This is a genomic window from Sphingobacterium sp. DR205 (genome assembly GCF_011064245.1).
Lineage (GTDB): Bacteria > Bacteroidota > Bacteroidia > Sphingobacteriales > Sphingobacteriaceae > Sphingobacterium > Sphingobacterium athyrii.
This window is the reverse complement of the sequence record NZ_CP049333.1, coordinates 2024430-2039626: the sequence shown is the minus strand read 5'-3', so window position 1 is coordinate 2039626 and position 15197 is coordinate 2024430. Positions and strand designations below refer to the sequence as shown.

The following is a 15197-nucleotide window of genomic DNA, read 5'->3' as shown; positions in this document are numbered from 1 at the left end:
TCACAATCAACCATTTGTATATTTTTTAAAAAAATAATCCCTATCAACATTCGGTAAAAGATAAGTATAAGCAACCTTCCTATATATACTTAATCTAAATAAAATGTTGAAGTCAACATCTACCTTTGTTCTAATATTAATTTTTACTGTGTTTACCCAAGCACAGACCAAAAAAAAGCATGCCCTTTCCGGCTTTGTCAAAGATAACTTTGGGAAACCCATTCCGGGGGCAACCATACGCTTAAAAGATCAGCACACAGGCACATCTTCCGATATAGACGGCTATTATAAATTACAGATAAACAGTTCAACGGACGCCATCTTACGTGTCACTGCTGTTGGTTACCACAGCGAAGAAAGAGCCCTAAACGAAAAGCTCATTCAGGATTTTCAGCTTATAGAAGATCGCAATTATATAGAGGAAGTGACCGTATCGGCACACGGGAAAACTGAAAATGAGAAGAAAGTGGCCGAGATCAAGCGATCGGGATTCAATGTAAGTGTCATTGACATGAACAAACATGCCAACGAAGCAGCCAATCTGACCCAGGTTTTGAAACGCGCTACGGGAGTCACCATACGTGAAGATGGTGGACTCGGTTCTAACTTTGTGTTTCGCATCAATGGACTCGATGCAAAGATCTACATTGACGGTGTTCCCATGGAGAATTTTGGTTCCTCGATGTCTTTAAATAATATTCCTGTCAATCTGATTGATCGTGTTGAAGTATATAAGGGTGTGGTACCCGCTTTTTTGGGTTCCGATGCGCTAGGTGGTGCTGTCAATATCATTACGAAACGTCGCGCGCGACCTTACTTGGACCTGAGTTATTCCTATGGTTCCTTCAATACACATCAGGCTGCGATCGTGGGTACCTTTACCAATCCAAAAAACAAATTATCATTTCGAATGAATGCATATTATAATCATTCAGACAATGATTATAATATGTATACCAACGAAAAGTACAATGTTCTTATCGAGGAAACGGTCGACAACAAGTATTATGTCATCCCAAAAGCCAAGCGATTTAACGATGCTTACACCTCCGCCATGGGACAACTGGAGGTTGGTTTTCGCGATGTATCCTGGGCAGATCAATTTTATGCAGGCCTGACCTATTCCCAAAATCACAAAGAAAATCAGATCGGTGCTTCCCTCAGCAAGGTATTTGGTGGCGCATGGTCAGAAAGCAACTATCTGATGCCAACCTTAAGCTACAAAAAAAGCAATTTTCTGGTCAATCGCTTATATACGGATATTTTCACAAGTTATAGTTACGACACCCGCTATGTGAGAGATACCGCCATGTATAATTACAACTGGAATGGTGCCTGGGTCTCAAATTACGAAGGCACAACGCCAAATCCCCAAAAAGACATGAAATATAATCTGTCGAACTATTTAGCGCGGGTGAATTTAAACTATGACTTTGACGAAGCCCGTAACCAAAGTATCAATTTCAACTACAACTTTAACAGCAATGATCAGAAAGAGTACGATCTGATCGGCAATTATAACCGCTCAGGTCTGCCATCCTATTTGGGAAGACATATTTTTGGGCTATCCTGGCAGAACCAGTGGTTCGACAAGCGCTTATCCAATGTACTGGCGGTAAAATACTATCGCATGGATGCTTCGAAAGATATTGATGAGCGCAAATTCGATGGAAACAACAATTTGATCAGCGGTGAAATAATTCATCAAAAAAAACAAGGTAATTATTATGGCATGAGCCTTGCTTCCCGGTATCGAATAACCAAGGATGGCGGATGGAAACTATCCTACGAAAGGGCATACAACTTACCCTCTATGACCGCGCTTTTTGGCGATGGTGTCAATACGACGGGCAACTGGGCAGTAAAACCCGAGCATAGTGACAACATCAATACTGGATTTTATTATAATACCTACATCAACCAAAATCATTTTCTGAACGTCGATGTGACAGGCTTCTATCGCCTGGCAAATAACTATATAAACAGCCGGGCGGTCATTCAGAATGGAGTTTCCTATTTTCAAAGTTACAACGAAGAAGGTGTGAAGCTCTATGGCTTCGAGGCCGAAGTCAAATACGGTTTTAAAGATCTGCTGGCTGTTACCCTCAATGGATCTTACGATAAAGCCTTATACAACAAAAAATATACAGACGAGTCCCACCAGCAAATCAGTTTAAATTATAACAAACAACTCATAAACCGACCTTGGGTCTATGGAAATGCTGATATCAGCCTCATCCAGAATAACTGGTTTCAGCAAGGAAGCAGAGTTCAACTATCGTACTTATATCAATATACGCACTGGTTTTACCTCACCGAATCAGATCAAGGATCGCTTGAATCCAAAGATCTCATTCCGTCGCAAAATATCCACTCCGCTGTGCTGAGCTATGCCTGGGATCGCAATAAGTACAACGTATCCTTTGAAGCAAGAAACCTCACAGACGAAAGAGCATACGACAATTTCCGTCTCCAACGGCCTGGACGTGCATTTTACGTCAAGCTGAGATTATCAATCATGTAAAACAAATAAATACATATTTTTATGAAAATCAACAAATTCGCCTTCGCAATATTCGCTGCGACTGTATTATTCTCTTCCTGCAAGAAATCATCACCTGAAACTACTTCACCGGAAGAGCCAACACCAACTTCAAATAGTCTGTACAGTGTTTGGGTGACAACCGCGGCTGGTTCATCCTACCTACTGACAGCTGATAATCTGATGAAAGATACCCTTTTGACCGCCGCAAACAATCAAGGTATCGATATCACATCGCATTTACCAGCAGCATTTTATGCTATTTACGCCTATGCCTACGAAGGAAAGTATTACCTTTCAAACGATGGAACACGATTCAGTCAATTTGAAGTTGTCAACAGTAAATCCTGGAAAGAAACGAACAACTATGCATTCCCTGGAAATTTTTACCTAGGCAAAGTCCTAAAAGATATTAGCACCAAAGATGAGATGGTCATGACCAAAACAGCGGGGACCACCAATAAGACCAAAAATGTATTGGAACAACCAATCTATTTCATGAACGTTAACAATCTGACAATCAACAAGACCATCGGTATCGAAATCCCGATGATCACATTTAATCCCAAAACACCGGAGGGCAAAGATCACAACCCTTATATCGTACCTACAAGCTTCACGCAACGAGGCGACAAACTATTTGTAGGTCACAAATATAGAAGTAATGAAACGCGTAAGGATATTATCGACACCGCCTATATGTACGTATGTGATTACCCAAGTTTGGCCAACGGAAAAATTATAAAAGATGCTAGAGGCGGTTTTGCAGCTGGCCATTGGGAAGTGCAGACACTTACTTTTACCGATGACAATAAGGATCTCTATGTTGTAACCAAAAAGACAGACGCGGCGACCTATGGCCTGTTACGTATTAAATCGGGACAGACAACCTTTGATCCAGATTATTTCTTCGATTTAAAAGATTACAACGTGTTCAGCAATAATATATCGCAGGTACAGAAACTAGGTGATGGTAAAGTTTACATCAGTCCTTTCGTCATCGACCCGGCAAATAAAAAGATTGTTGCCGACCTCAGAATATTAGTAGGTGGTGGAGAATCAAAAACGACGATGAATTTTATGGAGAATGGCAAACTATACGATGTCTTTAAAACAGACGAGTCCAAATGGTATGTATATGAATATGATCCAGCAAAAAATTCGGTAAAACGCGGAGCTGAGATCGATCCTGGAATCAGCCAAGTTTATCACCTGAATAAGCTCAGATAAGTTCCAGCAAAATGTAAGAAGTGCCCCGCCGATGTCCCTTTTAAAGGGATGGAAAAAATTTCAGCATACGCGAAATCGAGGCGGGGCAATTCTCTATCCAACACCCCAAAATTTAAACATATGAAAAAATTATTGTTCAGCATCCTTAGCTTTTTTATCATCCTGTCGGCATCGGCGCATGCCGTATTTATTGAAACCTCACTGCAAGGTACCAAAGGGAAATCCCATACCGTAAAAGTGGTTTATGGCGAACCGGATGAACACGAGCTCATCTCCAAATGGTGGTGGTACAAAGAAGATATGCAGGTTACATTGACATTGATCAAACCGGACGGGAGTACATCATCGCTAACGACTACCGCGCAGGGAAATCATCTATTGGCCACATTCATTCCTGATCAGGATGGTGCTTATCATGTATCTTTAAAAAGAGATACAGAGCGCAAAGCAGGCGCCAAGACACAATATCAGATCAATGCAATCGCCACAATTCAAGTTGGAAACACTACCCTTGGTCATACTTCTGCACATCTTGCCAATGAGCTGTTTGTTTTTGCCGACCAAACTGTTTTTAAAAATAAAAAAGAGGTCTCGCTGACCTTATTTCAAAAGGGAAAACCCGCACCAAACGCTGCTGTTCAGATCATTGCCCCAAGTGGCTGGATCAAATGGTTGGAAACCGATGCACAAGGTGTCATCAAATTCATCCCGGAATGGAAAGGCAAATACTACGCCGAGGTATCCCGAAAAGAAAAGATCGAAGGACAGGCTTTTGAAGAATATAGCCGTGCCAGCTCCATGAGCTTTGCGGTAAACTAAATTCGAGATGGCGGTAAGAAAAAAGAAAAATAATTCGGTATTTCGACTGGTCAATAACTGGCTACACCTCTGGATGGGATTAATCTCTGGCATTATTGTCTTTGTCATCTGCCTGATGGCTTGCCTTTGGGTGTTTAATCATGAAATTATAGATCTTGTTATCCCGAAAAAAGAAAGGCAATATATCCTGGCTTCCAGTCAGTCATTAATTTCTCCTTCGCGGATTGTCGGGATTGCTGACTCGCTTTATCCAAATGCCGTGATAGGTGGCATCACGTATACCCGGGATCACCCTGTTTCTTTTACAGTCAAAGAAAACGATGGTAAGGGAAAGGACGGTGGTCCAAAAGCGAAACCACAGGTGCATCTATTACACCCCTATACAGGTCGTTATTTAGGTGTGCAGGTGGAGGACAATTCGGAAGAAGCCCAGTTAAGAGAGAAATTGAATGGCTTTTTTGCATGGACATTGAACGGGCATCGCTTCCTTTGGCTACCAAGGGATATCGGCCGCCCCATTGTTAATTATGCGACCTTGGTATTCAGTGTTACCCTAATCACGGGATTGATCTGGTGGTACCCAAAAAAATGGACGAAATCAACGCGTGAAAAAAGCTTTCGGATAAAATGGAAAGCCGGCTGGAAACGCGTCAATCTGGATCTTCATAACGTGGTGGGCTTTTATTCATTTCTTTTGGTTTTATTACTGGCAGTGACGGGTATGTATTACGGTATCGAATGGTTCAATCGCGCATTATATTGGTCAACCAACTGGGGAACTCCCCTCGCCGAACGAACATCAGTCCATTCTGATTCAACAAAAATCGATCAACTGGTACATTTTCCGAAAGCTTTTGATCGAGAGATCCGTCGCATACTTACACAATATAAAGATCCACATTACCTGACTATCACTTATCCGGATGCTGAAAAAAAAGATGCTACGATTTCGGTATATATTCGAAACGACATGGATCGGCAGTATAACAACCGCTATTATTCGTTCGACCGGTATACAGGTGCCTTTCTGCCCAATAATATAACACTCTTTAATAAGGATTTTTATGAGCTCCGGACAGGCGAACAATTCAGGCGGCTCAATTACGATATTCATGTAGGGTCTCTCTGGGGCTTTCCGACGAAAGTGCTGGCCTTTGTTCTCACCTTGATCGCGGGTTCTTTACCTATTACAGGATTTATTATTTGGTACAACCGCAAATGGGGAAAGAAAAAAGGACGCCATACATTGTTAAAGGGCACTACCATCCCCGAAGGTAAGGGCGATTCCGGTACGGTCGCACCTACAACGATAAGAAAACCGCCGATCCGTTTTCGACCGAAGCCTACGGACTTATAAAATTTTATAGGCACAGAATCACATTGTAAACAGGAAGGTTAAATTTTGAATTCATTGACAATTAAACTTGTTTAATTTATGCTTAAGAAGGTTCTTTCTCACGAAAGAACAGGGGATATTATTTATGACGAAATCTACATTATTTACGATCCTGCTAACAAGTTCAGCCATGGGCATCATGGCACAGACAAAATTATCAGGGAAAATATTTGACAAGGATGGACAGCCATTTAAAGGAGCTACCGCCAGTCTTTTACGCTTACCAGATTCGGCATTAGTCGCACAATCCGATGCCGACAAAGATGGTTTATTTCTGTTACAGGCAGCTAAAAATGGTAATTATATAATTCGCTACAGTTCCGTTGGTTACACGACGGTATTCAGCAAAACCTACCAGTTATCCGGTGCAGAGCAAATTGCCACACCCCTATTTTTACAACCTCTCGCACATACGATGGAAACCGTCAATGTGATCGGAAAGCAAGCGAGTGTACGCCAGTATGCAGATAAAATGGTTGTTGATGTCGAAGGAAGCGTATTGGCAGAAGGGAACAATGTGCTCGAGCTCTTAGAAAAAACACCCGGTTTAGTCTCCGATGGCAAGGGAAATTTTTCTATTCAGGGCCGCGCCGGAGCCAATGTACGGATCAATGGGCGCGATATGTATGTATCGGGCGAACAGCTCGCAAGCATCCTTCGCGGCCTCCAGGCCTCCGAAGTTTCAAAACTTGAACTGATCAGCAATCCTTCAGCCCGCGAAGATGCCTCAGGGACAGCGGGGATCATCAATATCGTAACCAAGCGAAATGGGAAAGTAGGCTTTGGTGGCGATGCTTTTGTCCGTGCCGGCCAAGGCAGAAAATTCCATGGTGGTTATGGCGGAGGCCTCCACTATAAAGTAAACGGCCTGGATATGTACCTGCAGGGCAATACAAGTTACGACCGCAGCAATAGCCATAATCTGACCGAAAGAAGCTTCTATAACCAAGGCAGCTTAACCTCCTTTCAACGGCAGCATGAAAGCAAGAAACTTGATGACGCCTCCTTCCATAGCCTACGGGCGGGAGCAAAATATGAATTTTCCGACGGGGGAATCCTCGATGGAAGTGTACATTGGATGAAAGGCAACTATCAACCTTATGCCTCCATTGAGATGGATACCTGGAGCTATCCTGCGAACATCCACACGGAAAAGGCGCGGAGTAAAAACCGCTTTGACGAGACTTTTAAAAACTGGACATTTAATGTGAACTATAGCAAGAAATACGAAGGTGAAGATCATTTTTTAAAATTCAATTTTGATTTCGCGCCCCACGGCAACGATTACAACAATCGTTTTGAAACGGATAAGTTCAATTTACAAACGGATATGAAAATGAGTACAGGACGAACCAATGTACAGGATTTAAGTAATACGACCTATTCCGGCAGACTCGATTATAGCAAACCCTTAACTGATTCAAGCAAAATAGAGCTTGGCTGGAAAGGGACCTACTTTTTCATTAATAATGATGTGGTCAATACCCTATTGGATAAAGGTACATGGATCCGTGATAATGCCACTTCCAACCGTTTTCAATACACCCAGCATATTGAAGCACTCTATGCCATCTACTCTGGCAAATTCAAACGACTCGAATATCAGGCTGGTCTGCGTGGCGAGTATACCTTTATAAATGCCAATCAGGTGACCTTAAACAAGGAAAATCACCAACGCTATTTCGACCTTTTCCCGAGTGGCTCATTGCTTTATCACCTCAATGATAAAAATACCATAAGGACATCCTTCAGCAGTCGAATTGAGAGACCGGGCGATCACGACATCAATATATTTCGGATCTATGAGGATGCCTATAGTTACAACGAAGGGAATCCGGATTTAAAACCAGAGAAGAGTTACATTACGGAGATAGGTCATGGTTATAAAAATAAGTTATTCACTACATTGGGTATTTCTTATGGCCGTGATATGATCAATTGGATTGTTCGCCAAGGGGATCAAGTCGGCGAAAATCTGTCGCGGCCAGAGAATATAGGACGATATCTGAATTACAGCGCCAGCGTGATGTACAATCAGACATTGCGTTCCTGGTGGACCGCAAGCCATTATATCAATGCATTCTACAACAACTATTCCGGTGAAATCGGCGATGTAAAACTAGATTCAAAAGGTTCCAGCTGGACGGCCAATAGCCGCCATACGCTGCAATTCAAGTATGGCTTGCGCGCTGAAATAGCACTTTATTATCGTTCGGGAATTACTACCGGTCCTTCTCGGACCGACAAAAGGTACGGACTGGATCTAGCTGCAGAAAAGAAAATGTTTGGTGAACGTGGCATGATCAAGCTTACAGCCAATGGTTTACTCCGAAATGCTAATCCACAATTAATCAGCGAATACGGAGACCTGAAGGTATTTTACTCCGATTTTCCGGACAACAGAAAAGTACTATTGTCATTGAGTTATCGGTTTGGCAACTAAATGGTATGGCGTAACAGCTGCGCGTCAACCACCACGTCCATCGCGTTCATCAGCGCTTCTAACTGTACTGTCAACGGACAACGGACTGTTGTCGCGAACGGCAACCTCCTTTGCCTGATTCATTCTGATCCCTATTGAAATGATACGTAATTTTACCGTCCCGGGTTTTATTGATGGAAAATTCGGGACCGTACCGTCATCAAACAAGATCTGTGCAGTTTGCTTGTCTGGTAGAACCAGCAAATTGTTATCCGATAATCTCACCGGATCGCTCGGATCAGCTTTTGGCTGTAAAAGAAAATACAAGAGGGTAGCAAAGGCACAGAAAGCAATACAAGCAGCGATCCTGGTCCAAGTTGAGCCCCAGAGGCTTGTCCTGGTTTTTGTAATAGCGGTATGCGTCTTTTTTGCGCTAGATATACTGGACAGGATCCGTTGGAATTGGCGTTGTCTATCGACCTTCGTCGGCTTAAAAGACTGTTCTATCACCCCTTCCCATTGCTGTTCCAGCACGGCCATAAACTCCGGCGTATGAATTAGTTCCAGATGCGTTTGATTCCATCGCGGAACATCAACTTTACCACAAAATTCTTTGATTGATTACGAATAATTGGTCTAATCTGCGATCTAAATTAGAAAATAATTCTAGGTTCATTAAATCAAATTATCGAAGCAGAAAAATTCTGCTGCCCGGAATTTATGATACAATTGACCGCACATGCACCCTGCATAGCACAATTTCAGCAAGCAGGACCGGCACAAACATCAGCAACACAAACACCATTAGCACCTAAAATACAGCCACATAATAAACAAACAAGTTACTATACAATTGTATTATCCAGAGCCATAGTTAGGATAAATCATCGCAATTTCATACATTTGTGTCTTATGGTTAAAACCACTCAATCGGATATAGCTTAGTAAACACGTTGTACGCTCCGTATATCGTGTCTCTCCAACTGCACCCGGATAAATCTATCCAGGAGTAACACTTTATTATTTTTTATTTACACTGCGCAAAAAACAAAAGTGTTTCCTTGCGCCAAAATTTGCTATATCATGAATAATGAGCATATCGTCAACAGAGACGAATTCAGTTTTAACCTTCATCAATATGGTTGGAATGATAAATTAAATCAACTGAAACAAAATTCTCTATTTAAATCGCTCCCACACGGTCGTATTGCGACGGTCCATCGGACCTGCTACGAAGTTATATCCGAAAGCGGACTGCTGCAATGTGAGCTGACCGGAAATATGCTTTTCGGAAAATCAGCTTATGAGCTTCCCTGCACGGGAGACTGGATCATTTTCCAGCAATTTGAGGAAGATAAGGGTATTATTGTAGACATACTCCCGAGGGAGCGTGTATTGGACCGTAAAAAAAACGGCACTATTTCAGATAAACAGGCAATAGCCGCTTACATAGACAAAGCATTTATTGTACAGAGCCTCGACTCAAATTTTAACATGCGCCGCGCGGAACGTTTTGCCGTCCAGATTTTTGAGGCAAATATCCAGCCGATACTGGTACTCAACAAGGCCGACCTGGATTTCGACCACGGACCGATAGCAGAGGCGACAAAGCACTTTCAGCTACAGATGCCTGTTTATCTGACAAGTATACACCAGCCGGAGACAATTACGGCTTTACGCAACTGTATCGGAACAGGCGAAACTGTTGTCATGGTAGGCTCATCCGGTGTAGGAAAAAGTTCACTTGTCAATGCCTTATGCGAAAAACCGGCTGTTCACACTTCCGCGATCAGCGAGTCCACAGGCAAAGGGCGACATACTTCCACACGACGGCAGATGGTTGAGATGACTGATGCCGGGATACTGATCGATACCCCCGGAGTCCGTGAATTCGGACTGACCACTGACGGTATCGAAACATTGACCGATACACTGGATATGAAGGACTATGTTGGATTGTGCCGCTTTAAAGACTGCACGCACCACAATGAACCCGGCTGTGCCGTATTGGAAGCAGTCAAGAATGGTAACCTGGATCAGAAAATTTATCAAAGTTATCTTAAGCTCGAACGCGAAATCGACCATTTTAGTACGTCATCACATCAAAAGCGGAAAAAGGAAAGGTCTCAATCAAAATTGCTGAATGAATATAAGAAACGGCAAGGCCTAAGACGTTAATACCGCGTATAAGGTCCGGGTATCCAGCTGTACCCGGATCTTTCTACCAATAGTTGGTATAAGCTTTGGATAAATCTCAACGCAGCGATTAATATCTTATTTTTAAAGAAGTTTCATAAAATCCCATGCACCTGCCTCCCGACCAGTATTAATCGGGCAAAAAAAACTAGTCTCACGACTAGTTTTTTTTCATGAAGTTCTTTCGATACCTTCTATTGCAAAAATCAATCTTTATTAAAGACCAAGCCAGCCGAAAAGCTATACCCGGGAATTATCTGTTCAGCTATTTGTCATGGTAAAACAATACACATTACCCGCAAAATCCGCAACATAGACCTCATTTCCCTGAATAGTGACTTCAGCCAAAATCGGCGTACCCAGGTTAATTTTTTGCACTAAAGTTCCATCCGGATTTAAGACATACAAGTAGCCATCCGACCCTCCAAAAAACAATTTTCCAGCCGCATAGCGAATACTCGACTCAACAGTACTCACTTTTTTATGCTGATCCGGACTGGAGTATGCTGAGGTATAGATCAGCGCTTCACCGGTCTGGAAATTCCATTTTTCGGTTAAATTTCCGCGATCGAAAGCCTTTATCCCATTGGTCGCTGTTGGCATGATCAGCAAACCTTCGGTCAGGAGCGGCGAAGCCATCACTTTAAAATCGTCTTGGCTCTGTGTCCTGTTGATTACTGCACCGGTCTTTTGATCCAATTGAAAAAGGTTGTTCAGGCCAGCGACATACAAAGAAGTGGCATCAGCAGTAGCCCCACCCGTTCTAAACCGCAAACCATCATCATTTTTCTTCCACAGGAGCTTGCCAGTCCTGCAATCATGAACAAATAAGCTATTCCAGTTCGCTCCGGTAATTAGATAGTCGTTTGTGATGAGCAGTTCTCCCGGCATACCTTCGCCGCCATTCCAATCCCGATTTTGCCAGATGATTGTGCCATCGTCAACTTTTATTGCTGACAGGTAATTTCCCGCACCGGTATAATAAATACCGTCACGGACGACGCCGGCGCTAACATAGCCCGGAAGCCGTCCGCCACTGAGGTCTTTCTTCCATACAAGTTTACCATCTTTTTCATTGATCGCGTAAATTGTCCCTCCCATATCTGTTGCCAGAATCAAACCCTTGCTATAGGCCAATTTCTGCTTTACCGAATTCTGGGTCTGAAAGGTCCAGACAGTCTCACCCGACCGTTTTGACAATGCCTGAATTTTACTTTTACCACCGATGGCATCATCAATACTAGCCACATAAACCCGTTGTCCCTGTACCAGTGGAGAACTCTTCCATATATTCGCCCCAATGTTTGATGACCAGGCCAACTGGAGCAGGTCTGTCGAGGCAGGCTCCTTATTCCAATCAAATTTCTTCAAAGCCTGCGTACCATCTCCATAATTCACTTCCAGCATGATCGTCGGCTTTTGATTGCTATGAGCTGTAGCAGTAATCGTTCCACGCCAGTTCCAGTCACTGGTATTATTCAGCCCGACCGATTTCTGCGGGATACCCTGTTGATTTAATAGCGTAGCATATACAGAAATAATACTCTTTTCGGAGTGGTACACACTGGCACTGATGTCCAGTTTTTGCCCAGTTGCAATCTGTATCTTCCGGCTCTGCGGATAGATCAATGCGATGTGATCCGACAGATAAGGATATGTTGGAGTGACCTTGCTTATCCCGTTTTTGTCTACATCTATAACCATGAATTGCGCCACAGAATTATCTATCCCACCTTTATTTGGTGCGTTTGTGGATATAATCGCTACTCCATCCCTGCTACCAAAACTGTAGTTGTTGTGCCAGTGACCATACAGATAAGCTTTTAGGTTATACTGTCTTAAATCGATGGAATCGGTTTTCCCTTTCATGACAAAATCCTTTCCTACAATCAGGTCATGATTGATAAAAACAAGTGGTTTGTCTTTCGCCTTCAGGGCCAAGTCCTTTTTGAGCCAGGCGATTACCTGATCCTGGTTGTAGCTCGGGGCATAGTCACCACCGGGCATCGGGGTAACGACAAAATGTGCCGGTCCGGCCTCAAATGAATAATACACCGGGCCAAATAAATCTTCAAATAGCTTCTCGCCGTATTCACCTTTGACAAGATCGTGGTTTCCTACCGTATAATAAGTCGGTACCCGCATCAGTTCGCTATTGACCTGCCGTGCATGAAATTGCATACCCGGTTCATAGCAGATATCGCCCGTGTGCATAATCAGCGCAGCCTGCTGTTGTTGCGAAAATTTACGGATATTGTCTATCCATTCGCCATATAGCGGTGTTTCGGTATCCGTAATCTGGATAAATCGAAGCTTATCCCCTTGCTGTTTTTCGTCCGCGATTACGCCAAAATCATAACGTTCCAATTTGGGATCAATCTTTATATAATGGGTTCCGCTCGCTTGATATCCAGCCGGAATACGTACAAAAAGAAATTTAGCTTTTTCATTCTTTTTTAGGCTGAAGCTTCCATCGGCGGCAGTCGGTAAAACATCGTATCCATCGGATATGACCACACCCGGCATTCCTTTTTCATTGCGATCCATCTTTTTGTTCTTATCAAGATCCAAAAAGACATGTCCCTGATATTGCGCATACATCGCGTTGCTGCACAAAAGCAAGAGTGGAAGTATAATCTTTTGTATCGGTCGTCTCATGTCAAAATATTATCTATTCAAAATTCATTAGTTATAATAAAAGGAAAGATAGGATCTTTTCCGCCAATTGAATTCACCTATCTTTCCCTTTATCAAAAAAACACCACTCAGTTACCAAAAATTTGTCTGCACCAATTTACTGCCATCCAGCACCATTTGGCTATTGGCCACCGGATAGTAGTAATATTTAGGTTTTTCAAATGTCTTCTTTTTATCTCTTGCCACCGTAAACATAATATGGCCGCTGTTTCCATTTTCAAGATAGATGGTCGTATTGTTACCATTGGCATCCTTTAAATAATAGAGGGAAATATTCTTCTTTTCCTCTTCTGTCAGGTCTTTGATCGGATCGGTATCTTTTGCAGATTCAAGTATCGCGATATCTATTTTACCATCTCCCGTTACATCCATCGGGCCTAATGCCTTCACATACATCCCTTGTTGTTGATCGGCCAGGCGCTCGCCCACTTCCCAACGGAAGACATCCCGGTATCGCTGGCCTTCACAAGCCAGTTCGACACGTCTTTCCCTGCGGATCTCGAGAATAAGCCCAACATTGCCACCCTTCACATTTGGATAGTAGGTTTGCAATACGGGATCAATATTGGCATTAGCTTCGCCCAGCTGCATGGCCGGCATGCCCACTCGTGCACGCAACAGATTGATTGATTTGTCAAGATCTGCCTGGCTCGTGAGTGTCCCCAGCTCCGCTTTAGCTTCTGCAAAAATGAGTAAGATTTCGGCATAACGAAACACAAATGCATCTGTGTAGGCCGATTCCCAAGCGATCATTTCTGTTATTTCAGGATAAAACTTGATCTGATTGTAACCACCCAATGTCGGTTTCAGGCGATGTGGAGTTGGAACATTGACTGGCTGAAATCCGGGTTTCATAAAGGTTTGCTCAAAGCGCGGATCGCGGTTAACGAAAACCTGATCAATATTCTTTGTTTTATAACCTGCTTGTTCAGTAAAACGTTTTCCATCTTTCATCAGATAACTTTCCATCAGCGTTTGGCTCAGCGCCCATTCATAGTCCAATACCGTATGCGCATTTCGCATTCTTCTAAGATCTTTATCGTAATCAATAAATAGGATAGTTTCTGGATTTGCCTGTAGATTGAGGCTGATAAATAGATCCCGATAGGCACGGTTGACGCCGCCGGTGGTACTGATCGAAAATTTGGCCGATTTCATAATCTCTTCGGCGGCAGAAACAGCCCGCTGAAGAAACGTGTTGGCCGATCCACTCAGGTTCAAATACGTGTGATATTTACGGAACGTTCCCTCTTGCAAGGCGAACTGCGCCAATTGCGCCAGGGCTGCCCACTTGGTGACTGTGGATTTGTGACCGTCAGCTTTGATGTTGGCAACCGCAAATTCAAGATCCGCCATGATCGAGTCCACCACAAGCGTTCGGCTATCCTGCTTCTTGTTTAATAAATCAAGATCCGAGGTGCCCATCGTCATACTGTACCAAGGCACATCACTATACTGGTTAACCTTATCAATATAGAAACGAGCACGAAAGAACCGGGCGATACCGAGATAATGGTTTACCTCGGTAGCATTGGCTCCCTTCACTCGGCCCGCATTTTCAAGAAAGAAATTAATATTTCGTAGGGCAGACCAGCTCCACACGGCTGCATTCTGGGGGCTTATCCCGCCACGCATGATCTCATCAATTGTGCTGCCTGAATTGTGATGGGCCAGATTATCTGTTCCCAGATCTGCTATCGGCGCACTCAAACTGCCGTAAAAACCATCTGTATATGTTTTTAGATCGGTTACATTGCTAAAAAAAACTTCGGGTGTAACCGATGTGGTGGGATACCGTTCCATGAAATCATCGTTACAGCTCATGATCAGGAACAAGGCCCCTACCAGCGCTCCGATCTTGCTAATTTGTCTTTTTATATTTTGCATAATAATAG

Annotated in this window: 9 protein-coding genes; 6 read left to right on the top strand and 3 right to left on the bottom strand. The window is 43.2% G+C overall.

Features of this window, described 5'->3' with window-relative positions; genetic code table 11:
* Positions 1 to 103: 103 nt before the first annotated feature.
* The 5 genes from G6053_RS08490 (at position 104) to G6053_RS08470 (ending at position 8430) form a co-directional block, all read left to right on the top strand.
* A complete protein-coding gene (locus tag G6053_RS08490; protein ID WP_165306175.1) occupies positions 104 to 2524 on the top strand; it encodes a TonB-dependent receptor in 2421 nt (806 codons plus the stop codon).
* A gap of 21 nt (positions 2525 to 2545) precedes the next feature.
* Positions 2546 to 3772: a DUF4374 domain-containing protein gene (locus G6053_RS08485; protein ID WP_165306174.1), complete on the top strand. Its 1227-nt coding sequence runs from the start codon at positions 2546 to 2548 to the stop codon at positions 3770 to 3772.
* Between the two features lie 120 nt (positions 3773 to 3892).
* Positions 3893 to 4591 carry a DUF4198 domain-containing protein gene (locus G6053_RS08480; RefSeq protein ID WP_165306173.1) on the top strand — a complete coding sequence of 233 codons (699 nt, stop codon included), beginning with the start codon at positions 3893 to 3895 and terminating at the stop codon, positions 4589 to 4591.
* A 7-nt stretch (positions 4592 to 4598) separates the two neighbouring features.
* Positions 4599 to 5948 (top strand): PepSY-associated TM helix domain-containing protein, encoded by a 1350-nt coding sequence (locus G6053_RS08475; RefSeq protein WP_165306172.1) that lies wholly within the window; start codon positions 4599 to 4601, stop codon positions 5946 to 5948.
* Between the two features lie 124 nt (positions 5949 to 6072).
* Positions 6073 to 8430: an outer membrane beta-barrel family protein gene (locus G6053_RS08470; RefSeq protein WP_165306171.1), complete on the top strand. Its 2358-nt coding sequence runs from the start codon at positions 6073 to 6075 to the stop codon at positions 8428 to 8430.
* Between the two features lie 24 nt (positions 8431 to 8454).
* On the opposite strand, the gene G6053_RS08465 is transcribed toward G6053_RS08470, so the two are convergent.
* Positions 8455 to 8949, bottom strand: a complete 495-nt coding sequence (locus G6053_RS08465) for a hypothetical protein (protein ID WP_165306170.1) — start codon at positions 8947 to 8949, stop codon at positions 8455 to 8457.
* Positions 8950 to 9492: 543 nt separating this feature from the next.
* Here G6053_RS08465 and rsgA point away from each other — a divergent pair.
* Positions 9493 to 10587 carry a ribosome small subunit-dependent GTPase A gene (gene rsgA / locus G6053_RS08460; RefSeq protein WP_165306169.1) on the top strand — a complete coding sequence of 365 codons (1095 nt, stop codon included), beginning with the start codon at positions 9493 to 9495 and terminating at the stop codon, positions 10585 to 10587.
* Positions 10588 to 10866: 279 nt separating this feature from the next.
* Here rsgA and G6053_RS08455 read toward each other — a convergent pair whose 3' ends face one another.
* Positions 10867 to 13263, bottom strand: coding sequence for a PQQ-binding-like beta-propeller repeat protein (locus G6053_RS08455; protein ID WP_165306168.1), 2397 nt, complete (start codon positions 13261 to 13263; stop codon positions 10867 to 10869).
* Positions 13264 to 13374: 111 nt separating this feature from the next.
* Entirely contained in the window at positions 13375 to 15189 is a 1815-nt protein-coding gene (locus G6053_RS08450; RefSeq protein ID WP_165306167.1) for a RagB/SusD family nutrient uptake outer membrane protein, read from the bottom strand.
* Positions 15190 to 15197: the final 8 nt, after the last annotated feature.